Raw genomic sequence first — 23,602 nt, 5'->3', positions numbered from 1 at the left:
CACGCCGTCGGCGCCCGGCGCCACGGCCGCCCCGCCGAAGGTCCACGCCGGCACGCCCGGCCTGAGCGGCGCCACGGTCGACTTCGAGGCCACGCAGACCGGCGGCACCGCCACGCTGGCCATCGCGCAGGGCACGCTCGAGTTCCCGGGCGTGTTCGAGGAGCCCGTCATTCCGATCGACCGGCTCTCGACCCAGTTGCAATGGAAGCTCGACAACGGCAACGCGCAGCTGCAGATCTCCAGGCTGCGCTTCGCCAACGTCGATGCCGAGGGCGACGCCGAAGCCAGCTGGCGCACCAGCGACCCCGCCACCTCGAGCAGCAAGGGCCGCTACCCCGGCGTGCTCGACCTGCAGGGCAAGCTGACCCGTGCCGACGGCACGCGCGTGTTCCGCTACCTGCCGCTCGACATTCCCCAGCACACGCGCGACTACGTGCGCACCGCCGTCACCAAGGGCACCGCCAGCAGCGTCGACTTCCGCGTGCGCGGCGACCTGCACGACATGCCCTTCGTCGATCCGAAGCTGGGCGACTTCCGCATCGCGGCCAAGGTGGCCGATGTCGACTACGCCTACGCGCCGCCGCATGCACCGGCCACGCCGCCGCGAAGCGGCATGCCCCCGCCCGTGTGGCCGCCGCTGACCGCGCTGTCGGGCGAGCTGGTGTTCGAGCGCGACAGCATGCTGGTTCGCAACGCGCGCGGCCGCCTGGTCGGCGCCACCGGCATCGAAGTGACGAAGGCCGAAGCGCAGATTCCCGAGCTGTCGCACCACGCGCCGCTGCTGCGCGTCGATGCGCAGGCCAAGGGCCCGCTCGCCGAGGTGCTGCGCGCGGGCGCGCCGCTGGCCGGCGAAACCGGCGAGATCATGCTGCGCGCGCGCGCCACCGGCTCGGCCGACTACAAGCTGCACCTGGAGCTGCCGCTCGCCGCCATGGACAACGCCAAGGTGCAGGCCACCGTGACGCTGGCCGACAACGAGCTGCAGGTCGTGCCCGAGGCGCCGTCGTTCTCGCAGACCAAGGGCACGCTCAACTTCACCGAGACCGGCTTCTCGCTGGCCGGCGTGCAGGCCAGGCTGCTGGGCGGCGACATCCGCATCGAAGGCCGCGGCCGCTTCACCGGCCCCAACCGCGAAGTCGCGCTGAAGGCGCAGGGCACGGCCACCGCCGAAGGCCTGCGCGGCGCGCGCGAAGTCGACTGGCTCGCCCGCCTCGCGAAGAAGGCCACCGGCAGCACGCCCTTTGCCGCCACCTTCGCCATGCGCGACGGCACGCCCGAGTTCTCGCTCACCAGCAGCCTGCAGGGCCTGGCGCTGCAGCTGCCGCCGCCGCTCGTGAAGACGGCCGAAGAGCAGATGCCGCTGCGCATCGAAAAGAAGGTGCTGGCGCGCGAAACCCGGCAGGGCGCGGCCAACCCCGTGGGCACGGCCACGCAAGACCAGCTCTCGCTCGACCTGGGCCGCATCGGCGCGATCCAGTACCTGCGCGACCTCGTCGGCGGCGAGGCGCGCGTGTCGCGCGGCAGCATCGGCATCGGCCTGGCGGCGGGCGAAACCGCCAGCCTGCCCGACAAGGGCGTGTTCGCGAACATCAACATCGGCAAGCTCGACATGGGCGCATGGCAGGCGCTGCTCGGCGATGCCGCCGGCGCGGGCCTCGGCGGCGAAGGCCCCGAACGCGCCGACGACCCGGCGCTGGCCTACCTGCCCACGCGCATCGCCGTGCGCGCGCAGGAGCTGGGCATTGCGGGCCGCACGCTGCACAACGTGGTGCTCGGCGGCACGCGCGACGGCGCCCTCTGGCGCGCCAACATCGACGCCACCGAACTCAGCGGCTATGCCGAGTACCGCCACACCCAGGCCGGGCGCTGTATGCCCGGCTCGCGCGCCTGAAGATCGCGCCGTCCGAGGCCACGCAGGTCGAGACCCTGCTGGACGAGCAGCCCGGCACCCTGCCCGCCCTGGACATCGTGGTCGACGACTTCGAGCTGCTCGGCAAGCGCCTGGGCCGCGCCGAGATCGATGCGGTCAACCGCGGCGGCGTGGGCCGCGAATGGGCGCTCAACAAGCTGGCCTTCACCACGCCCGAGGCCAGCTTCGCGGCCAAGGGCAGTTGGGCCGCCGTTCCGGGCGCTGCGGCCGGCCAGCGCCGCACCGCCATGACCTTCAAGCTGGACATCGCCGACGCCGGCGACCTGCTCACGCGCTTCGGCATGCCGGGCGTGCTGCGGCGCGGGCGCGGGCGGCTCGAAGGCGACGTCAACTGGCGCGGCTCGCCCTTCTCGCTCGACTACCCGAGCCTGAGCGGCCAGCTGCAGGTCGACGTCGAGCAGGGCCAGTTCCTCAAGGCCGACCCCGGCCTGGCCAAGCTGCTCGGCGTGCTGAGCCTGCAGGCGCTGCCGCGCCGGCTCACGCTCGACTTCCGCGACGTGTTCAGCCAGGGCTTCGCGTTCGACTTCATCCGCGGCGACGCGAAGATCAACAAGGGCATCGCCAGCACCAACAACCTGCAGATGAAGGGCGTCAACGCCGCCGCGCTGATGGACGGCTCGGCCGACATCGTGCGCGAGACGCAGAACCTGCGCGTGGTGGTGGTGCCCGAGATCAACGCCGGCACCGCCGCGCTGGTGGCCACCGCCATCAACCCGGCCGTCGGGCTGGGCACCTTCCTGGCCCAGTGGGTGCTGAGCAAGCCGCTGTCGGCCGCCGCCACGCAGGAGTTCCATGTCGAAGGCACCTGGGCCGACCCCAAAATAGCGAAGGTGCCGCGCTCGCTGCAACTGCTGCCCCAGGGCATTCCCAGCATTCCCGGGCTGCTCGGCAGGCCGACCGCGGACGACGGCAAGAAAACGGAGACCACCCAATGAAAGTCGCAGCCATCCAGATGGTGTCGGCCATCGCCCGCGAAGCCAACCTCGCGCGCGCCCATGACCTGCTCGCGCAGGCCGCGGCCGCCGGCGCCGAGCTGGCGGTGCTGCCCGAGTATTTCTGCATGATGGGCGCGCGCGACACCGACAAGCTCGGCCTGCGCGAGACCGCCGGCGCGGGCACGGTGCAGGGCTTCCTGGCCGACGCGGCGCGCGAGTTCGGCCTGTGGATCGTCGGCGGCACGCTGCCCATCGAGAGCACCGACGCCGAGCACGTGTTCAACAGCTCGCTGGCCTTCTCGCCCGAAGGCCAATGCGTGGCGCGCTACGACAAGATCCACCTGTTCTTCTTCGACAACGGCGCCGAGCGCTACGACGAGCGCCGCGTCATCGCACCCGGCAGCGAGCCCGTGGTGTTCGACCTGCCCTCGCGCGACGGCCACGGCTGGCGCATCGGCATGAGCGTGTGCTACGACCTGCGCTTTCCCGAGCTGTACCGCGCGCTCGCCAGGCAGGGCGCCGACCTGCTGCTGGTGCCCAGCGCCTTCACGCGCACCACCGGCGCCGCGCACTGGGAGGTGCTGCTGCGCGCCCGCGCCATCGAGAACCTGGCCTGGGTGGTCGCGCCCGCGCAGGGCGGCACGCACGAGAACGGCCGCCAGACCTGGGGCCAGTCGCTGGTCGTCGACCCCTGGGGCACGGTGGTGGCGCAGCAGGCCACCGAAGAAGGCGTGGTGCTGTTCGACATCGACGCCGCGCAGGTCGCGCGCACGCGCACGCAGCTGCCCGTGCTTTCGCACTGCGTTCTCTAGCAATGCCCGATGCGCTGCTGACCGTCGCACCGAAGCGATGGGCGCTCATCGCGTTCGCGCGGCTGCGATCGCTGTGGCAGCGCTGGTTTCTGTGGCTGCTGCTGGCGGTGCTGGTGTCGGCGCTGCTGGTCACGGTGGTGTGGCTGGCGGGGCGGCACGAGGTCGAGCAGGTGCAGGCCTCGCTCGACCGCGACACGGCCGATGCCGTGTCCGACCTGCGCAGCGGCTTCCAGCGCAACGCGCAGAGCCTGCGCGCCACGCAGCGCCGGGGGTCGATCGCGGGCAGTGGAGCGACATCGCCGCCGCGCTGCTGCGCGAACACCGCGAGTGGCTGCGGCTCGAGTGGCGCGACGCCGCGTTGCGCCCGCTGCACGCGGTCAACACGCCGTATCGCATGCGCATCCTCGACGAAGGCAGCCGCGGCCCCGAGCAGTCCGACGTGGCCCTGGCCTGCGCGGCCGCCCGCAAGCTCGGCGCGCCGGCCTATTCGCCCAGCCACTACGTGCCGGTGGCGGGCGGCGGCGGCGTCGAGGTGATGGAGCTGTGCGTGCCGATCGACGCGGGCGGCTACCTCGTGGCCAGCTACTCGCTGCGCGATGCGCTCATCGAGCTGGTCGGCCCCACGCTCACGCGCGGGCAGGAGGTGTCTTTCACCGAGGCCGACGGCACGCGGCTGGTGGCGCTGGGCACCTCGCGGCGCAGCGGCACGCGCGTGTTCACCTCGCAGCAGCTCATCGACCTGCCGGGCGCCGCGCTGATGCTGCGCGTCGACGGCTGGCGCGCCGCGCCCGACCTGTTCCCGAACATGCTCACCGCGCTGGTCACGGCCATCTCGATCGCGCTGGTGTCGGTGCTGGTGCTGCTGGCGCGCGACACCCGCCGCCGCCTGCGCGCCGAGCGCGACCTGGCCGACGCGCTGGCCTTCCGCAAGGCGATGGAAGACTCGGTCATCACCGGCCTGCGCGCGCGCGACCTGCAGGGCCGCATCAGCTACGTGAACCCGGCCTTCTGCGAAATGGTCGGCTTCAGCCCCGAGGAGCTGATGGCCGACAACGCCGACGCCCCCTACTGGCCCACCGAACTGGCGCACGAGTACCAGCAGCGGCAGGCCCGCCGGCTCGCGGGCGGCATGCCGCCGCGCGAGGGCTTCGAGTCGGTCTTCATGCGCAAGGACGGCACGCGCTTTCCGGTGCTGATCTTCGAGGCCCCGCTCATCAACGCGCACAAGGTGCAGACCGGCTGGATGAGCGCCTTCATCGACGTGAGCGAGCAGCGCCGCATCGAGGAGCTGTCGCGCGCCAGCCAGGAGCGCCTGCAGGCCAGCGCGCGGCTGGCCACCGTCGGCGAAATGGCCTCGCTGCTGAGCCACGAGCTCACGCAACCGCTGGCCGCCATCGCCAGCTACGCGAGCGGCTCGCTCAACCTGCTTGGCCCGGATGCCAAGGGCGACCAGGGCGAGGTCGCGATGGCGGTGAAGCGCATCGCCGAGCAGGCCGACCGCGCCGGCCAGGTCATTCGCAGCGTGCACGACTTCGTGCGCCGGCGCGACCGCACGCGCGAGGCCGTGGCCCCGCAGGCGCTGATCGACGCCGTGCTGCCGCTGGTGCGGCTGCAGGCGCGCAAGCTCGGCGTGATCATCGAGGTGGTGTTCGAAGACCGCCTGCCCGCCGCCATGTGCGACCGCACGCTGGTCGAGCAGGTGCTGCTGAACCTGGCGCGCAACGCGATGCAGGCCATGGACAGCCCCGACAACACCGGCAGCCGCGTGCTGCGCCTGCGCGTGGCGCGCGCCGCCGCCGTGGGCGGCACGGGGCAGGAAGACGCGCGGCGCTGGATCGAGTTCTCGGTGGCCGACCTGGGCTGCGGCATCAGCGATGAAGTGGCCGAGCGGCTCTTCACGCCCTTCTTCACCACGCGCGCGACGGCATGGGGCTCGGCCTGAGCCTGTGCCGCACGGTGGTGGAGCAACATGGCGGGGCGCTGGTGTTCGAGCCGAACAAGCCGCGCGGCACGGTCTTTCGTTTCACGCTGCCGGCCGCGGGCTGACCGCGTCTTCAGACAATCAATCTTCTGCTGGATTTCATGATATGCAACCGCTGATCGACGGCTTGATCTTCATCGTGGACGACGACGCCAGCGTGCGCGAGGCCCTGGCCTGGCTGCTGCGCTCGCGCCGGCTGGCCAGCGAGCATTTCGGCAGCGCCGAGGCCTTCGAGCAGTTCCTCGACCAGGGCCCGCTGCCCGAACAGCCGCTGTGCCTGCTGCTGGACGTGCGCATGCCCGGCACCAGCGGGCTGGTGCTGTTCGACCGGCTGGTGGAGCGCGGCCTGCTGCCGTCCATGCCGGTGATCTTTCTGACGGGGCACGCTGACGTGCCCACGGCCGTCGACGCGGTCAAGCGCGGCGCCTTCGATTTCTGCGAGAAGCCGTTCTCGGACAACGCACTGGTCGACCGCATCGAGCATGCGCTGAATGCGTCGCTGCAGGCGCTCGAGGCGCAGCGCGTGCGCCGGGGCCTGTCGGAGCGCATCGCCGAGCTGACCGACCGCGAGCGCGACGTGATGCGGCTCGTGATCGAGGGCTTGCCCAACAAGCTCATCGCCGACCAGCTCGCGATCAGCGTGCGCACGGTGGAGGTCCACCGCGCGCGCGTGTTCGACAAGATGGAAGTGAAGTCGGCGGTCGAGCTGGCCAACCGGCTTCGGGGCCTCTAGGAAAAGATCAGGACTTTTCCGCCACGAAGATCTCGACGCGGCGGTTTTGCGCGCGGCCTGCGGCCGTGGCGTTGTCGACCAGCGGCTCGCGCGCGCCGCGCCCTTCGGTCGTGATGACCGAGGTCGACACGCCCCGGCCCACCAGGTGGTTGCGCACGCTGTCGGCGCGGTTCACCGAGAGGCGGTCGTTGCCCTCTTCGCTGCCGGTGTTGTCGGTGTGGCCCACCACGCGCACGCTGGCGGCCGTGGCGTTCTTCAGGCCTTCGGCGACCTTGTCGAGCACCTGCGCCAAGTTGCGCTTGATGTTGGCGCGGTTGCTGTCGAACGACAGCTCGTTCGGGATCACCACATGCAGCTGGTTGTCGACGGTCTGCTCGATCACCACGCGCGTGCCCTTGGTCGATGCCTCGAGGTCGCTCTTCAGCGCGGCCAGGCGGGCGGTCCAGTTGTTGACCGGCGCGGCCGGTGCCTCGACCGGCGCGGGCGCCGGTGGCGGCGGCGACTGCGAGGCACAGCCCGCGATGAACAGCAACGCGGTCGCGGCCGCGCCTGAAACGACAAACTTCCTCATGGGGTTCCCTCTCTCTTCCACGGACCCACGGCGGGCCGATGCAACGGTGCGGGAACCGGCCGTTCGGCGCGGCCGGTTTCCCGCCGCGACGACGCCGCGCGGGCGCCGTCAGCGGTCAGGTCAGCCTCGCGGCGCGCGCTCGCCCACGAAGATCTCGACGCGGCGGTTCTGCGCGCGGCCGGCGTCGCTGTTGTTGTCGGCAATGGGTTCGCGCGAGCCGCGGCCTCGATGCGGAAGGCCCCCGGGTTCACGCCGCGCGCCACCAGGTAGTCGCGCGTGCTGGCGGCGCGTTCGACCGACAGCGGGTTGTTGACGGCGTCGGAGCCGGTGCTGTCGGTGTGGCCGATGATGCGCACCTCGGCGCTCGGGTTGTTGCGCAGGCCGTTGGCGAACTGGTCGAGCACCGGCGCGAAGTTCGACTTGATGTTGGAGCGGCCCACGTCGAAGGACACGTCGCTCGGAATCTGCAGCTTCAGCTCGTTGTTGGGCGTCTGGGTCACGGCAATGCCGGTGCCCTGCGTGGCGGCTTCCATCTGGCGCTTCTGGTTTTCCATGCGCTGCGACCACAGGTAGCCGCCGAGCGCGCCGGCCGCCGCGCCGACCACCGCGCCCGTGCCGATGGCACCGCGGTTGCCACCCGTGGCGGAGCCGATCGCCGCGCCGCCCAGTGCGCCGATGCCGGCGCCGATGCCGGTGTTGCGCTGCGTGTCGGTCATGCCGCCGGCGCAGCCGGAGAGCACGAGGGCGGTGGCACAGGTAGCGAGTACGAACTTTTTCATGGCGATCCCTTTCAAGTTTGAATCAAGACGGGCCACAGCTTAGCTCCGGGGGGGCCCGTCATGGTACGGCCTCAAAGCCCCACGGAAAATAAGAAAAGTTTCGCAATCGCCCATGAATGCTACGATGACTGCTACCAAAGTAATAGCAATTGGGTTGTTCTCCGACAAGGCGCCGCGGCTTTGGACTGCACAAGCAGTTCACGCTTTCGGCGGTGGCTTTCGATCAGCGGCGCTGGCGCCGGCGTCGGCGTCCTCCTCGTCGTGCAATTCACCCTTGTTTCGGCCGGAAAACATGGTCCACCAGATGATCAAGATGAACACGAGTCCCGCGGCGAGGGCTTCAAGCAGAATCAAACCCATGAGAAATGGACTCCAGTGGCTGGTTGGGCTTGTGATCGTAGCAACGCTGGCGGCCTGTTCCACCGGCCCGCGCGCCCCCGACGTGCCCACGCGCCCCGCCGTCATCACCCCGCCGCGCGATCTCGGCCCGCTCACCGGCTCGCTCGCGCACCCCAAGAGCCGCTGGGTGCCGGTCGGCTGGGGGGAATTGCCGGGCTTCGGCGAAGACCCGCTGCATGAGGCGTGGATCGCGCTGCTGGCCAATTGCTCGCGCCCCAACGCCGCCTTCGCGCCGCTGTGCCGCGACGTGCGCCAGTTGACCATCGCCACCCCCGAAGAGCAGCGCCAGTGGATGACCGACCGGCTGCAGCCCTACCGCGTCGAGGCCCTGAACGGCCAGACCGAAGGCAAGCTCACCAGCTACTACGAGCCCGTGTACGAGGCTTCGCGCGTGCCCACCGCCACCTTCAACGTGCCGCTGTACCAGGCGCCCGATGGCCTGGCGCCGCGCCGCCCCTGGTACACGCGCCAGGAAATCGAGACCCTGCCCGAAGCCCAGGCCGCGCTGCGCGGCCGCGAGATCGCGTGGATGGCCGACCCCATCGACGCGCTGATGCTGCACATCCAGGGCTCCGGCCGCCTGCGCATCACCGAGGCCAACGGCTACCAGCACACCGTGCGCGTGGCCTTCTCGGCCACCAATGAGCAGCCGTATCGCAGCGTGCAGCAGTGGCTCATGAGCCAGGGCGTGAGCAAGGTCGGCAAGTGGCCCGACGACACCAAGGCCTGGGCCGCGCAGAACCCGCAGCGCGTGACGCAATTGCTGTGGAGCAACCCGCGCTACGTGTTCTTCCGCGAAGAGACCATGAGCGAGGTCGACGCCGCCTTCGGCCCGCGCGGCGCGCAGGGCGTGCCGCTCACGGCCGGGCGCTCCATCGCGGTCGACCGCGAGAGCATTCCGTACGGCACGCCGGTGTGGCTGACATCCAACGGACCGGCGGCGCAACTGCAGAAACTGGTGGTGGCGCAGGACACGGGCAGCGCCATCCTGGGCGCGGTGCGGGCCGACTACTTCGCGGGCACCGGCGCCGATGCCGGGCGGCTGGCGGCGAGCATGAACCAGCCGCTGCGGCTGTGGGCGTTGTGGCCGAGGCAGTTGCCGGCGCCTGATTCGAGCGGGCCTTCAGCCCGTCAGGAAGATCAATTCAACCTGACGGGAAGCTGAGCAATTCACAGAAGCGTCATACGAAGTGCCTAACTTCGCGGGCTGGTTTCCTTTCCATCCCCACGAAGAAAGACATTGCGCATGACCGCAAACACCCGCACCGACGATCCGTCGGTCGACCTCGACGACATCGGCACCAACCCCACGTCGAACCCCTCGTTCACCGACCTGATCGCCGCGCGCCTGAGCCGCCGTCGCCTGTTCGGTCTGGGCGCCGGCACCGCCGGCACGGCCCTGCTGCAAGCCTGTGGCGGCGGCGGTGGTGGTGGCAACGGAATGCCCTTCCCGATCCTGCCGCCGGCACCCGCACCCGCCCCCGCGCCGGCACCCGCCGCGCCGATGAAGCTCGGTTTCAATGCGGTAGCCAAGAGCCTTGCCGACGTCGTGACCGTGCCCACGGGTTACACCGCCAGCGTGCTGTATCGCCTGGGCGACCCGATCGCCGCCGGCGTCGCGCCTTATGCCAACAACGGCAGCGATGCCGCCAACACCTTCGACCGCCGGGCGGGAGACCATCACGACGGCATGACCTTCTTCGGCGTGAACGCGTCGGGCAAATGGGACGCCGCCAACGCCTCGCGTGGCCTGCTCGTGATGAACCACGAAGCCATCACGTCCGTGTTCCTGCACCCCACCGGCCAGAGCATCACCGGCTCCGGAGCCGCGGCGGTGCGCACCGTCGCCGACGAAGTGTTGCGCGAGTTCTACGTGCACGGCGTGAGCGTGATCGAGGTCAACAAGTCGGGCGCCGCCTGGAGCTACAAGCAGGACTCGGCCTTCAACCGTCGCGTGCACACGCTGACCGAGATGAGCTTCTCGGGCCCGGCCGCCAAGACCGACTACCTGAAGACCAAGTACTCGACCGACGGCAGCAAGACCCGCGGCACGGTGAACAACTGCGCCAATGGCACCACGCCTTGGGGCACGTACCTGACCTGCGAAGAGAACTGGGCTGGCTACTTCCGCCGCATCACTGCGTCCGACAACCCCAACCGCAGCGCCAAGGAACTCACCGCCTTCAGCCGCTACGGCGTGAGCGGCAACGGCCGCGAACTCTGGGCCACCGTGACACCCGATACCGCCGACAACCTGTACGGCCGCTGGAACACCGAAGTCATCCTCGGCGGGACGGCCACCGACGACTACCGCAACGGTTCCAACACCTACGGCTGGGTCGTCGAGATCGACCCCTTCAACCCCACCAGCACGCCCAAGAAGCGCACCGCCCTCGGCCGCTTCGGCCACGAAGGCGCATGCCTGGGCCCGGTCGTGGTCGGCAAGCCGCTGGTCTGGTACATGGGCGACGACTCGCAGAACGAGTACCTCTACAAGTTCGTGTCGACCAAGGCCTGGGATGCGGCCGACGTCGGCGGCGGCATTGCAGCGGGCGACAAGTACATGGACGACGGCAAGCTCTACGTCGCCAAGTTCAAGGCTGACGGCACCGGCGACTGGCTCGAGCTCACGCTGGGTGTCAACGGCATCACGGGCACCAACCCGACCTACGCGTTCGCCGACGCCGCCGACGTCCTGGTCAACGTGCGCCTTGCCGCCGACTCGGCGGGTGCCACCAAGATGGACCGCCCCGAATGGACGGCCGTGAACCCGAAGAACGGCGAGGTCTACCTCACCCTGACCAACAACGCAGCCCGCACGATCAATGGCGCCAATGGCACCGACGCCGCCAACCCGCGTTTCTACAACGACCCCAAGGGCGCGACCGCACAGCGCGGCAACCCGAACGGCCACATCGTCCGCTTCGCCGACACCGGCGGCGACCCGGCGGCCGTGACCTTCAAGTGGGACGTGTACCTGTTCGGCGCGCGTTCGACCGCATCGGCCGACGTGAACGTGTCCGCCCTCGGCGCCGACAACGACTTCTCCAGCCCCGACGGCATGTGGTTCAGCCAGGCCGCGCAGGGCCTGCTGTGGATCGAGACCGACGACGGCAAGTACACCGACGTGACCAACTGCATGCTGCTCGCGGCACTGCCGGGCAAGGTCGGCGACGGCGCGGCCAAGACCATCACCAACTTCGACGGTGCCACCACCGTACAGCAAGGGACCTTCGTCGGCAAGGCTCCGGGCACCGACGGCCTGCGGCGTTTCCTGGTCGGCCCGGTCGATTGCGAGATCACCGGCATCGCCGAATCGGGCGACGGCCGCGCGCTGTTCGTGAACATCCAGCATCCGGGCGAAAACACCAAGCCGGCCGACATCGGCGACACGACAAAGTACCTGAGCAACTGGCCGGACGGTCCCAAGACGCGCCCGCGCTCGGCCACCGTGGTCATCACGAAGAACGACGGCGGTCTGATCGGCCTGTAAGCCTTTCGCGTCGAGTCGGCTGACGACGATTCAGGACGCGCCGCCGGCAACGGCAGCGCCGTCTTGTATCGCACCTGCTTGAGCGCAAAGCTCGAGCGGATCTTCTCTATGCCCGGAATCGGCGTCAGCTGTTCCATGATGAATTTCTCCAGCGCCGCCATGTCGGCCACCGCGATGCGGATCAGGTAGTCGCGGTCGCCGGTCATCAGGTAGCACTCCATCACCTCGTCGTGCTCGGCGATGCGCTGCTCGAAGTCGGCCAGCGACTGCTTGCTCTGCGTCTTCAGGCTGATCGAGATGAACACATTGAGCCCCAGCCCCAGCGCCTTGGGGTTCGCGAGCGCCACGTAACGGTCGATCACGCCGTGCGTTTCGAGCGCCTTCACGCGGGCCAGGCAGGGCGAGGGCGACAAGTGCACGCGGCGCGCCAGCTCGACGTTCGACAGCGCGCCGTCGCGTTGCAGCTCGTCGAGAATGCGCAGGTCGATGGCATCGAGTTGCATGAAATGTCGTGTGAGTGGTAACGGCCGAAATTTTATGCTGCGACGCTCGCAGGGGCATGGTTGTGCCGGTAGCTAATTCTCCCCATGCCGGCCTAAAGTGCCGATATGAACGCCCCGATTTCAGCCGACCAGATGCGCGCACTGCTGCTCGACACGCCGCTTTCGCACGACCCCGATCCCCTCGAGACCGCCGAGTGGCGCGACGCCTTCCTGGCGCTGGCGCAAACCCAGGGGCCGCAGCGCGCCAAGCAGATGCTGGTCGAGCTGGCGCGCGTGGCGCGCCAGCAGCGCATCGGCTGGCAGCCTGAACTCGCGACGCCGTACGTCAACACCATCGCCGCGGCCGACCAGCCGCCGTTCCCGGGCGACCTGGCCATCGAAGAAAAGCTCGCCTCGTTGATGCGCTGGAACGCGCTCGCAATGGTGGCCAAGGCCAACCAGGCGTATGGCGAACTCGGCGGCCACATCGCCAGCTACGCCAGTGCGGCCGACCTGTTCGAGACCGGCTTCAACCATTTCTTCCACGCCCGCAGCGCGGCGCATCGCGGCGACCTGGTGTTCTTCCAGCCGCACAGCGCGCCGGGCGTCTATGCGCGCGCGTACCTCGAGGGCCGCCTGAGCGAAGAAGACCTCACGCACTACCGCCAGGAACTCACCGCGCCCGCCTTCGTCAATGGCGACGGCAGCGGCGCGCGCGGCCTGTGCAGCTATCCGCACCCGTACCTGATGCCGGACTTCTGGCAGTTCCCCACCGGCTCGATGGGCATCGGCCCCATCAGCTCGATCTACCACGCGCGCTTCATGCGCTACCTCACGCACCGCAACCTGCTCAACTGCGAAGGCCGCAAGGTGTGGGGCGTGTTCGGCGACGGCGAAATGGACGAGCCCGAATCGATGAGCGCCCTGACGCTGGCCGCGCGCGAAAAACTCGACAACCTCGTGTGGGTGGTCAACTGCAACCTGCAGCGCCTGGACGGCCCGGTGCGCGGCAACGGCCGCATCATCGACGAGCTCGAAAAGCTCTTTGCCGGCGCGGGCTGGAACGTCGTCAAGCTCGTGTGGGGCAGCGACTGGGACGGGCTGTTCGCGCAGGACGTGAGCGGCGCCCTGGCCCGCGTGTTCGCCAACACCGTCGACGGCCAGATGCAGACCTTCGCCGCGAAGGACGGCCGCTTCAACCGCGACAACTTCTTCGGCCAGAACCCCGAACTCGCGCGCCTGGCCGAAGGCATGACCGACGAGCAGATCGACCGCTTGAAGCGCGGCGGCCACGACCTCGTGAAGATCCACGCGGCCTATGCCGCGGCCGCCGCCCACAAGGGCCAGCCCACCGTGATCCTTGCCCACACCAAGAAGGGCTACGGCATGGGCAGCGCCGCGCAGGGCAAGATGACCACGCACTCGCACAAGAAGATGGGCGACGTGGACCTGATCGAATTCCGCGACCGCTTCAACCTGCCGCTGACCGACGCGCAGGCCACCGCGATGGACTTCTACCGCCCCGCCGAAGACAGCGCCGAGATGCGCTACCTGCGCCAGCACCGCGAAGCGCTCGGCGGCGCCATGCCCCGGCGCGAGACCGCCTGCGACGTCGTGCCCAAGCCCGAACTCGCGAGCTACGCGCAGTTCGCGACAGCGGCCGCCGGCAAGGAAATGAGCACCACCATGGCCTTCGTGCGCATGCTGGGCAACCTGCTGAAAGACCCGGCCCTGGGCCCGCGCATCGTGCCCATCGTGGCCGACGAGGCGCGCACCTTCGGCATGGCCAACCTGTTCAAGCAGGTCGGCATCTATTCGAGCGTGGGCCAGCGCTATGCGCCCGAGGACATCGGCTCGGTGCTGAGTTATCGCGAAGCCACCGACGGGCAGATCCTCGAAGAGGGCATCAGCGAGGCCGGCGCCATCGCGAGCTGGACGGCCGCGGCCACCAGCTACAGCGTGCACGGCCTGGCGATGCTGCCGTTCTACATCTACTACTCGATGTTCGGCTTCCAGCGCGTGGGCGACGCCATCTGGGCCGCCGCCGACCAGCGTGCGCGCGGCTTCCTGCTGGGCGCCACGTCGGGGCGCACCACGCTCGGCGGCGAAGGCCTGCAGCATCAGGACGGCAGCAGCCACCTGGTGGCCGCGACCATTCCCAACTGCAAGGCCTACGACCCGGCCTATGCGGGCGAGATGGCGGTGATCGTCGACGCGGGCATCCGCGAAATGATGGTCGAGCAGAAGGACGTGTTCTATTACGTCACGCTCATGAACGAGAACTACGCGCAGCCCGACGTGCCCGAGGGCGCGGAAGGCGACATCCTGCGCGGGTGCTATCGCTTCGGCGTGTACTCGCCAGCTTCCGGCAAGGCGAAGAAGAAGGTCACGCTGATGGGCTCGGGCGCGATCCTCACCGAGGTCGTCAAGGCCGCGCAGCTGCTGGCCGAAGAAGGCATCGAGGCCGAGGTGTTCAGCGTCACGAGCTGGAGCGAGCTCGCGCGCGACGGCGTGGCCTGCGAGCAGCAGGCGCTGGCCGGCGTGCAGGCCGATGCGCCGTTCATCGCGCGGCAACTGGGCAAGGGCGGCAAGGCCCCGATCGTTGCCGCCACCGACTACGTGCGCGCCGTGCCCGAGAGCGTGCGCGCCTTCCTGCCCGAAGGCCGCCGCTACCTCACGCTGGGCACCGACGGCTTCGGGCGCAGCGACACGCGCGCGGCGCTGCGCGGGTTCTTCGGCGTGGATGCGCAGAGCATCGCCAATGCTGCGCGCCATGCGCTGACCTGAGCGGCGGCATGGTGGCGCAGGGCCTGCGTTAGAGTCGCAGGCCCCACCTCCTTCGCGCCCATGACCGCCCGCTTCCAGTCCCTCGCCCCCACCGTCCGCCTGGCCGACCAGGTGGCCGATGCGCTCGCGGCCGAGGTGCGCAGCGGGCGGCTTTCCGAAGGCGATCGCCTGCCGACCGAGACCGCGTTGGCCGAGCAGTTCGGCGTGAGCCGCACCGTGGTTCGCGAGGCCGTGTCGCGGCTCAAGTCGCTGGGGCTGGTCGATTCGCGCCAGGGCAGCGGCGTGTACGTGCGCGCCGCCGGCGTCGAGCCGCTGCGCTTCGAGATGCCGCACGTGGCCTCGCGCGAGGCCGTGATCCAGATGGTCGAGCTGCGTCGCGCACTCGAGGCCGAGGTGGCCGCGCTGGCCGCCGAGCGCCGCACGCCGGACGACGTGCAGCGCATCCGCGAGGCCATCGGCGCCTTGCATGCGGCGGTCGAGGCGGGCGGCAACGGCGCGACGAAGACGTGCGCTTTCACCGCGCCATTGCCGAGGCCGCGCGCAACCCCTTCCTGATCGGCACGCTGCAGTACCTGCGGCAGTTCCTGCACGGCGCGACCCGCGTCACGCGCGCCAACGAGGCGCGCCGCGCCGACTTCGCGCGCCAGGTGGCGCAAGAGCATGCGCTGATCGTCGAGGCCATCGAGGCCGGCGACGCGGTGCGGGCACGCGAAGCGGCCAAGAGCCACATGGACAACGCGATCCGCCGCATCGAGCAGGCCGACCCCGCGTTCTGGCAGCAGGAGGGCGCGCAACTCGCGCGGCCCCTGGTCGAAGGCTGGCCGGCCGGCAGCTGAGCCGGTACCTAAAAACACCAGAAAGTCGCTGCGGCGGGCGTTTCTTACGGGTTTACCCGGATCGGCCAACAAATCTCAAATTTGTATGATGACCTGACAAATTGAGCGAGGCCAATCCTTCCCATGACTTCCACCGTGGACCGCTGATCTTCGAAAGCCATTCCCATGACCTCTTCTTCCAACTCTCCTGCCGCCGGTCGCGTGGGCCTTGTCGGCCTCGGCGCCATGGGCGCCGGCATGGCGCAATCGCTGCGCCGCGCGGGCCACGCGCCGCATGTGTTCGACGTGCGCCGCGACGTGGCCGAAGCCTTCGCGCGCGACGGCGGCACCGCCTGCGACACGCTGGTCGCGCTCGGCGCGCAATGCGACATCGTGGTGTCGGTGGTCGTCAACGCGCAGCAGACCGAGGCGGTGCTGTTCGGCGACGGCACCACGCCGGGCTGCGCCGCGTCGATGAAGCCCGGCAGCCTGTTCGTGATGTGCTCCACGGTCGACCCCAACTGGTCGGTGGCGCTCGAGGCGCGGCTCGCCAAGCTCGGCCTGCTGTACCTCGACGCGCCCATCTCCGGTGGCGCCGCCAAGGCCGCGAGCGGCCAGATGACCATGATGACCGCCGGCACCCCCGCCGCCTACGACAAGGCCGGCGCGGTGCTCGACGCCATGGCCGCCAAGGTCTACCGCCTGGGCGACAGCGCGGGCGCGGGCAGCAAGGTGAAGGTCATCAACCAGCTGCTGGCGGGCGTGCACATCGCCGTGGCGGCCGAGGCCATGGCGCTGGGCCTGCGCGAGGGCGTGGACCCGGCCGCGCTCTACGAGGTCATCACGCACAGCGCGGGCAACAGCTGGATGTTCGAGAACCGCATGGCCCACGTGCTGGCGGGCGACTACACGCCGCTGTCGGCCGTCGACATCTTCGTGAAGGACCTGGGGCTGGTGCTCGACGTGGCGCGGGCCAGCAAATTCCCGCTGCCGCTGTCGTCGACCGCGCACCAGATGTTCATGCAGGCCTCGACCGCGGGCTACGCGCGCGAGGACGACAGCGCCGTCATCAAGATTTTCCCCGGCATCGAAGTGCCCGCCCCCAAGGAGCAAACCAAGTGAACGCACAGACCCAACGCCACCACGTCGACACGCCGCTGCTGCGCATCGGCTACGAAGAATGGAACCCCGCCGGCGCCGCCACCGCGGTGCTCGTGCATGGTTGGCCCGACAGCCCGCGCAGCTGGCACGGCGTGGCCGAGCGGCTTGCCGCGGCCGGCTGGCGCGTGCTGCTGCCCGCCCTGCGCGGCTTCTCGCCCACCCGCTTCCTGCACGCCGACACGCCGCGCAGCGGCCAGCTCTCGGCGCTGGGCCGCGACCTGCTTGACTTCATCGACGCGCTCGGCCTGAAGCAGCCCGCGCTGGTCGGCCACGACTGGGGCGCCCGCGCCGTGGCCAACGCCTGCGGCCTGCGGCCCGGCGTGGCCAGCGCGCTCACGCTGATGTCGGTTGGCTACGGCACCAACGCGCCCGACCAGCCGGTGCCGCTCGCGCAGGCGCGCAACTACTGGTACCACTGGTACATGGCCACGCCGCGCGGCGAGCGCACCGTGCGCGAAGACCGCATCGCCTTCACGCGGATGATGTGGGACACCTGGGCGCCGGCCGGCTGGTACGAGGGCGCCGAGTTCGACGCCACCGCCGCCGCCTTCGACAACGCCGACTGGCCCGACGTGGTGCTGCATTCGTACCGCCACCGCTGGGGCTTCGTGCCCGGCGACCCGCGGTACGCGGCCGACGACGCCGCGCTCGACCCCGCGCCCGTGCTGGCCGTGCCCACGCTGGTGCTGCACGGCGCGGCCGACACGTGCAATCATCCCGACACGTCGGCCGGCAAGGAGCGTTTCTTCAGCGGGCCCTACCGCCGCGAACTGCTCGACGGCGTGGGCCATTTCCCGCAGCGCGAAGCGCCCGCCGCCGTGGCCGACGCGCTGCTGCGCTTTCTGCCTGCCCTCTGAACGAACAACACCGGGACAAGACCACCATGAACATCCTCATCACTGGCGGCTGCGGCTTCCTCGCGCCCGCCTCGCACGCACGTTGCTCGCGGGCGGCCCGCTCGCGCTGGCCGGCGGCGCCGCGCAACCCGTGTCGCGCATCACCCTGGCCGACCGCGTGCCGCCGCCGGCCGACCTGGCAAGCGACGCGCGCGTGCGGTTCGTGCAGGGCGACCTCTACGAGCAAGCCGGCAACGGCACGCTGCCGCTGGCCGACACCGACGCCGTGTTCCATCTTGCCGCGGCCGTGAGCGGCGAATGCGAGGCCGACTTCGACCTCGGCATGCGCAGCAACCTCGATACCACGCGCGTGCTGCTCGACGCCTGCCGCCGCGCGGGCCACGCGCCGGTGTTCGTGTTCTCCAGCTCGGTCGCTGTGTTCGGCGATTCGCCCGAGCAACGCCTGCCCGCCGTGATCGAAGACACCACGCTGCCCACGCCGCAGAACAGCTACGGCATCCAGAAATTCATCGGCGAGCAGCTGGTGGCCGACTTCACGCGCAAGGGCTTCGTGCAGGGCCGCAACGTGCGGCTCATGACCGTGTCGGTGCGCCCCGGCCGGCCCAACGGCGCGGCCTCCAGCTTCCTGAGCGGCATGCTGCGCGAGCCGCTGGCCGGCGAGCGCGCGCGCTGCCCCGTGTCGCCCGACACGCCGGTGGCACTGGCGTCGCCCGGCAACACCGTCGCCGGCATCGTGCGCGCAGCCACCGCCAGCGCCGCCGAATGGGGCGCCCGCACCGCCATCAACCTGCCGGCATTGACGACCACCGTGCGCGAGATGGCGCAGGCGCTGGAACGCATCGCGGGCAAGGAAGCGACGGACCTGATCGACTGGACGCCCGACGCCGCCGTTGCGAAGATCGTCACCAGCTGGCCCAGCCGCATCCACGCCGCGCGTGCCGAGGCGCTGGGCCTGAAGGCCGACGCCAGCTTCGACGCCATCCTGCGCGACTACGTGCGCGAGAACGCGCAGGCCGTGAAGCTGCCGCTGAAGGACTGAGCCATGCCCCAGCTCGTGCTCGGCTGCATCGCCGACGATTTCACCGGCGCCACCGACCTCGCCAACAACCTCGTGCGCGCCGGCATGCGCGTGGTGCAGGCCATCGGCGTGCCCGAAGGCCCGCTCGATGCCGATGTCGACGCTGTGGTGGTCGCCCTCAAGTCGCGCACCATCGCGCCGGCAGACGCCATCGCGCAGTCGCTGGGCGCGCTGCGCTGGCTGCAGGCGCAGGGCGCGCGGCAGATCTACTTCAAGTACTGCTCCACCTTCGACAGCACGCCTCAAGGCAACATCGGCCCGGTGACGGAGGCGCTGATGGATGCGTTGAATTGCGACTTCACCATCGCCACGCCCGCCTTCCCCGACAACAAGCGCACGGTGTTCAAGGGCTACCTCTTCGCGGGCGATGTGCTGCTCAACGAGAGCGGCATGCAGAACCACCCGCTCACGCCGATGACCGATCCGAACCTGGTGCGCGTGCTGCAGGCGCAGTGCACGCGCAAGGTCGGGCTCATCGACTACACGGTGGTGGGGCGCGGCGCGGACGCGATCGACGAGCGCATCGCGCAACTGAAAAGCGAAGGCGTGTCGATCGCCATCGTCGACGCGGTCTCCAACGACGACCTGCTGCGCATGGGCCCCGCCCTCGCGAAGATGCCGCTGCTGACGGCAGGCTCGGGCGTGGCCATCGGCCTGCCCGCCAACTTCGGCCTCGCGCCTTCGTCGCAGGCCAGCGCGTTGCCGAAGGCGAGCGGCAAGACGGCCATCGTGTCGGGCAGCTGTTCGCTCGCGACGAATCGCCAGGTGCTCGACTTCATCCAGCGCGGCGGCGCGGCCATGGCGGTCGACCCGTTGCGCATTGCCGCGGGTGTCGACGTCGCGGCCGAGGTGCTGGCGTGGGCCACCCCGCTGATCGACAAGGGCCCGGTGCTCGTCTACTCCACAGCCGAAGCCGGCGCCGTGAAATCGGTACAGGGAAGGCTCGGCGTCGAAGAAGCCGGCGCGATGGTCGAACGCACCATCGCCGCCATTTCACGCGGCCTCGTCGAACGCGGTGTGCGCCAGCTCGTCGTGGCGGGCGGTGAAACCTCGGGCGCGTGCGTGCAAGCGCTGGGCATCGCCCAACTGCAAATCGGTCCGCAGATCGACCCGGGCGTGCCGTGGTGCCATGCGCGTTCCGATGCCGCGCCCGACACTGGCGTGCATGTCGCGCTGAAGTCCGGCAACTTCGGCAGCGATGATTTTTTTACCAAGGCTTTTTTGGTGCTGGGATGACGGCTTGTCTGCTTCCTTCGGGGCGCGCTCACGCCGACGGTGTGCTCTGCTCCGCGAATGTCCCCCGGCCTGCGGCCTCCTCCTTTATTTCGCTGCGCAGAGCACACCGCCGACGTGAGCGTTTTCAGAGCACCGGTTGATCAGCGATCCACCAGCTGCGTGCCCAAGTGCACAGGGCACTGGGTGCTCCCCGCAGCGAAATAAAGGAGGAGCGAAGCGGGGGACATTCGCGGAGGGGAGTACCCGGTGTCCTGTGCATCCGCCCTGAACAACAGCACCTCAAAAACGAAAGAAAAAATGAACGAACCCCAAGCCAGAGAAGAAATCTGCCGCGTCGGCCGCAGCCTCTTCGAGCGCGGCTACGTGCACGCCACCGCCGGCAACATCAGCGTGCGGCTGGACGACGGCTTCCTCATCACGCCCACCGACGCCTGCCTCGGGTTTCTGGACCCCGCACGCCTGGCGCGGCTCGATGCGCAAGGCCGGCAGACCAGCGGCGACCGTGCCAGCAAGACGATCGCGCTGCACACGCGCATCTACGCCGCCGCGCGCACGTTCGATCCCGACACCGCCTGCGTCATCCACACCCACAGCACCCACTGCGTCGCCCTCACGCTGAATGCACCGGGCGCCGAACTGCTGCCCGCGCTCACGCCCTACTTCGTCATGAAGGTCGGCCACGTGCCCGTCGTTCCGTACCACCGCCCCGGCGCCCCCGAGGCCGCCGAACAGGTGGCGCAGGCCATCGAACGCCTGGGCACCGCCGGCACGCCCATCCGCGCGGTGATGCTCACGCGCCTGGGCCCCAACGTCTGGCACGACACGCCGGCCGCCGCCATGTCCGTGCTCGAGGAACTCGAGGAAACCGCCCGACTCCAGCAACTCACGCAGGCCGTCAAGCCCGAGCCGCTGAACGCCGAACAGATCGATGAACTGCGCCGCACCTTCGGCGCGCGCTGGTAGCAGCCGCAGTAGGAGTACAAACACCCCATGCCCCAATTCGCCGCCAACCTCTCGATGCTCTACCCCGAGCTCGACTTCCTCGACCGCTTCGACGCCGCCGCGAAAGACGGCTTCAAGGCGGTCGAGTACCTGTTCCCCTACGCCTTCGCGAAGAACGAGATCCTTGCAAGGCTCCAGCACAACGGCCTGCAACAGGTGCTGTTCAACGGCCCGCCCGGCGACTGGGACGGCGGCGATCGCGGCCTGGCCTGCCTGCCCGGGCGCGACGCCGAGTTTCGCGACGGCATTGCCAAGGCCGTCGACTACGCCGTGGCGCTGGAGTGCCCGCGCATCCACGTCATGGCCGGCCTCGTGCCCGAAGGCCTGGAGCGCGACGCCGTGCAGGCCGTGTACCTCGACAACCTGCGCTGGGCCGCCACCGAAGCCGCCAAGGCCGGCCGCGACGTGCTCATCGAGCCCATCAACACGCGCGACATCCCGCGCTTCTTCCTCAACCGGCAAGACCACGCGCACGAGATCGTCGAGGCCGTCGGCGCGCCCAACCTCAAGGTGCAGATGGACCTGTACCACTGCCAGATCGTCGAGGGCGACGTGGCAATGAAGATCCGCAAATACCTGCCCACCGGCCGCGTCGGCCACCTGCAGATCGCCGGCGTGCCCGCGCGCCACGAGCCCGACACCGGCGAGCAGGACTACCCCTACCTGTTCGACGTGATCGACGAGGTCTCGGCGCAGTGCGGCTGGCAGGGCTGGATCGGCTGCGAGTACCGGCCCGCGCGCGGCGCCGAGCCGGGCGGCACCTCGGCCGGGCTCGGCTGGTTGCGCGCACAGCGGCAGCGCACCGCATGAAGCTCGCGGCACTGCGCATTCCGGCGCCGCTGCGCGGCTTCACCGTCGCGGGCGACGCGCAGGTGTTCGATGTCACGCTGGCCGACGGCAAGGTCGCATCGATCGTGCCCAGCGCCGAGCAGACGCACGCGCGCGGCACGCTGCTGAGCGCGCTGGTCGAGGCCCACGCGCACATCGACAAGAACTACACCGTGCAGGACGTGGGCGCCGCGCAGGGCAACCTGTTCGCGGCCATCGACCGCATGAACAAGCACCGCGACAGCTGGACCGGCGAGTCGCTGCGCCTGCGCATGGAGCGCGCGCTGCACGACGCGTGGCAGTGCGGCACGCGCGCGCTGCGCACGCACCTCGACTGGGTGCAGCCCGAGCCGCCCGCGGCGCTGCCCGTGTTCGAGGCCTTGCGCGAAGCGTGGCGCGGCCGTGTCGAGCTGCAGTTCGTGTCGCTCACGCCGCTGGACCTGTTCGCCGACCTGGCGGCCGGCGAGCGCATCGCGCGCGAGGTCAAGCGCGCGGGCGGCGTGCTCGGCGCGTTCGTCTATCGCAACGAGGGCATCGTCCACAAGCTCGGGCGCGTGTTCGACCTGGCGCAACAGCACGGGCTGGACCTGGACTTTCATGTCGACGAAGGGCTCGACGCCGAAGCCGGCGGCCTGCGCAGCATTGCGCAGCTGGTGCGCGCACGCGACTTCAAGGGCCGCGTGGCCTGCGGCCATTGCTGCTCGCTGTCGGTGCAGGACGATGCCGTCGCCAACGAAACGCTCGCGCTGTGCGCGGGCGCCGGGCTGCACATCATTGCGCTGCCCACCACCAACCTCTACCTGCAGGGCGCGTGGGACCGCACGCCGGTGCAGCGCGGCATCACGCGCATCCGCGAGGCGGCGGCACGGGGCTTGCGTGCGAGCCTGGCCACCGACAACGTGCAGGACGCCTTCTATCCCTACGGCAGCTACGACCTTCTGGAGACCTTCGGCCTCGGCGTGCAGATGGCGCACCTGGCGCCCGCCACCGACTGGCTCGACACCGTCACCGTGAACCCCGCGAAGGCGCTCGGGCTCGCATGGGACGGGCGCATCGCGCCCGGCTGCCCGGCGGACCTGCTGGTGCTGGCGGCCACCGACGAACACGAACTCATCGGCCCGCGCGGACGGCAACGCACCGTCATCCGCGCCGGCGAAATCCTCGAGAACAATCCGGAGAAAAACCCATGAGCATGGGCAAGCCAATGGCCAACTACGCCGCCGCCAAGCGCGTCGGCGATTTCGTCTTCATGAGCGGCGTGGTCGCGGTCGACCCCGCCACGCGCCGCGCCGTCGCCGGCTACGACGCCATTCCCGAAGCGGCGCGCACCGCGCTGCAGGGCGTGGGCTATGCCACGGGCCAGATGTCGGTCGATGTGTTCGAGGCGCCGATCGTCGCGCAGAGCTGGTTCGTGCTCGAGCGCATCCGCCAGATCGCGGCCGAGCACGGCGGCACCATGGAAGACGTGGTGAAGCTGGTGCAGTACTTCCGCCACCTGCCGCACTACGCGTTCTACAACCGCGTGCGCGGCCTGTTCTACCCGGGCGAGCCGCCGGTGAGCACGGTGGTGGAGGTGTCGCGCTTCCTGCCGGGCGACGAGGTGCTGGTGGAGGTCGAGGCGACGATGTACCTGCCGCGGCGCTGACGCACGCGCGCGCTCGCTCGCTGGGGCTACTTGCGCCCGCGCCCTTCAGCAGGAACTCCGTCACCTCCTCGATCAGGT

The 23,602-nt window shown here is 69.9% G+C and carries 16 protein-coding genes and 5 pseudogenes; 17 read left to right on the top strand and 4 right to left on the bottom strand.

The genetic code is table 11. The features are described 5' to 3' along the window. The 5 genes and pseudogenes from BMG07_RS07715 to BMG07_RS07700 all read left to right on the top strand — a co-directional run. Positions 1-1,891 (top strand): YhdP family protein (locus tag BMG07_RS07715; RefSeq protein ID WP_269758748.1); only part of this gene is annotated, 1,891 nt, incomplete at its 5' end. Between the two features lie 77 nt (positions 1,892-1,968). Continuing rightward, complete coding sequence (locus BMG07_RS41735) at positions 1,969-2,865, top strand: AsmA-like C-terminal region-containing protein (protein ID WP_307866897.1); 897 nt, start codon at positions 1,969-1,971, stop codon at positions 2,863-2,865. Continuing rightward, positions 2,862-3,677: a carbon-nitrogen hydrolase family protein gene (locus tag BMG07_RS07710; RefSeq protein ID WP_198084052.1), complete on the top strand. Its 816-nt coding sequence runs from the start codon at positions 2,862-2,864 to the stop codon at positions 3,675-3,677. The genes BMG07_RS41735 and BMG07_RS07710 overlap by 4 nt, the downstream gene beginning before the upstream one ends. A 2-nt stretch (positions 3,678-3,679) precedes the next feature. After that, a pseudogene (locus BMG07_RS07705) lies at positions 3,680-5,723 on the top strand (nitrogen regulation protein NR(II)). A 41-nt stretch (positions 5,724-5,764) separates the two neighbouring features. After that, a complete protein-coding gene (locus BMG07_RS07700) occupies positions 5,765-6,391 on the top strand; it encodes a response regulator transcription factor (protein ID WP_198084051.1) in 627 nt (208 codons plus the stop codon). Positions 6,392-6,398: 7 nt separating this feature from the next. On the opposite strand, the gene BMG07_RS07695 is transcribed toward BMG07_RS07700, so the two are convergent. From BMG07_RS07695 to BMG07_RS07685, 3 genes and pseudogenes are all read right to left on the bottom strand, one after another. Beyond that, on the bottom strand, positions 6,399-6,962 hold the full coding sequence (locus BMG07_RS07695) for an OmpA family protein (RefSeq protein WP_198084050.1): 564 nt from the start codon (positions 6,960-6,962) through the stop codon (positions 6,399-6,401). A 120-nt stretch (positions 6,963-7,082) separates the two neighbouring features. After that, positions 7,083-7,741, bottom strand: a pseudogene (locus tag BMG07_RS07690) (OmpA family protein). Positions 7,742-7,939: 198 nt separating this feature from the next. Continuing rightward, positions 7,940-8,101 (bottom strand): hypothetical protein, encoded by a 162-nt coding sequence (locus BMG07_RS07685; protein WP_198084049.1) that lies wholly within the window; start codon positions 8,099-8,101, stop codon positions 7,940-7,942. On the opposite strand from BMG07_RS07685, the gene BMG07_RS07680 reads away from it, so the two are divergent. Beyond that, on the top strand, positions 8,100-9,305 hold the full coding sequence (locus BMG07_RS07680) for a murein transglycosylase A (protein ID WP_198084048.1): 1,206 nt from the start codon (positions 8,100-8,102) through the stop codon (positions 9,303-9,305). The two genes, BMG07_RS07685 and BMG07_RS07680, sit on opposite strands and share 2 nt — an antisense overlap. A gap of 81 nt (positions 9,306-9,386) precedes the next feature. After that, the gene (locus BMG07_RS07675; protein WP_198084047.1) at positions 9,387-11,633 is read left to right on the top strand and encodes a PhoX family phosphatase; all 2,247 of its coding nucleotides are present in this window, start codon (positions 9,387-9,389) and stop codon (positions 11,631-11,633) included. 38 nt (positions 11,634-11,671) lie between these two features. Here BMG07_RS07675 and BMG07_RS07670 read toward each other — a convergent pair. After that, positions 11,672-12,136: pseudogene (locus BMG07_RS07670) on the bottom strand (Lrp/AsnC family transcriptional regulator); the annotation flags it as partial. 105 nt (positions 12,137-12,241) lie between these two features. On the opposite strand from BMG07_RS07670, the gene mdeB reads away from it, so the two are divergent. The 10 genes and pseudogenes from mdeB (at position 12,242) to BMG07_RS07620 (ending at position 23,524) form a co-directional block, all read left to right on the top strand. Next, positions 12,242-14,902 carry an alpha-ketoglutarate dehydrogenase gene (gene mdeB / locus BMG07_RS07665; RefSeq protein WP_198084046.1) on the top strand — a complete coding sequence of 887 codons (2,661 nt, stop codon included), beginning with the start codon at positions 12,242-12,244 and terminating at the stop codon, positions 14,900-14,902. Between the two features lie 60 nt (positions 14,903-14,962). Next, a pseudogene (locus BMG07_RS07660) lies at positions 14,963-15,738 on the top strand (FadR/GntR family transcriptional regulator). Positions 15,739-15,903: 165 nt separating this feature from the next. Continuing rightward, on the top strand, positions 15,904-16,839 hold the full coding sequence (gene ltnD, locus BMG07_RS07655) for an L-threonate dehydrogenase (RefSeq protein ID WP_198084045.1): 936 nt from the start codon (positions 15,904-15,906) through the stop codon (positions 16,837-16,839). Further along, entirely contained in the window at positions 16,836-17,735 is a 900-nt protein-coding gene (locus BMG07_RS07650; protein WP_307866896.1) for an alpha/beta hydrolase, read from the top strand. The genes ltnD and BMG07_RS07650 overlap by 4 nt, the downstream gene beginning before the upstream one ends. 26 nt (positions 17,736-17,761) lie before the next feature. After that, positions 17,762-18,774 (top strand): annotated as a pseudogene (gene denD / locus BMG07_RS07645) (D-erythronate dehydrogenase). Positions 18,775-18,777: 3 nt separating this feature from the next. Continuing rightward, a complete protein-coding gene (otnK, locus tag BMG07_RS07640; protein WP_198084044.1) occupies positions 18,778-20,049 on the top strand; it encodes a 3-oxo-tetronate kinase in 1,272 nt (423 codons plus the stop codon). 297 nt (positions 20,050-20,346) lie between these two features. Next, complete coding sequence (locus tag BMG07_RS07635) at positions 20,347-21,012, top strand: aldolase (RefSeq protein WP_198084043.1); 666 nt, start codon at positions 20,347-20,349, stop codon at positions 21,010-21,012. Between the two features lie 27 nt (positions 21,013-21,039). Beyond that, positions 21,040-21,861: a 2-oxo-tetronate isomerase gene (gene otnI / locus BMG07_RS07630; RefSeq protein WP_198084042.1), complete on the top strand. Its 822-nt coding sequence runs from the start codon at positions 21,040-21,042 to the stop codon at positions 21,859-21,861. Further along, entirely contained in the window at positions 21,858-23,069 is a 1,212-nt protein-coding gene (locus tag BMG07_RS07625) for an amidohydrolase family protein (protein ID WP_198084041.1), read from the top strand. The genes otnI and BMG07_RS07625 overlap by 4 nt, the downstream gene beginning before the upstream one ends. Next, entirely contained in the window at positions 23,066-23,524 is a 459-nt protein-coding gene (locus BMG07_RS07620; protein ID WP_198084040.1) for a RidA family protein, read from the top strand. The genes BMG07_RS07625 and BMG07_RS07620 overlap by 4 nt, the downstream gene beginning before the upstream one ends. Positions 23,525-23,602: the final 78 nt, after the last annotated feature.

It is taken from the genome of Variovorax sp. E3, assembly GCF_016082275.1.
Lineage (GTDB): Bacteria > Pseudomonadota > Gammaproteobacteria > Burkholderiales > Burkholderiaceae_C > Variovorax.
This window is presented reverse-complemented; position numbering and strand designations above follow the sequence as displayed.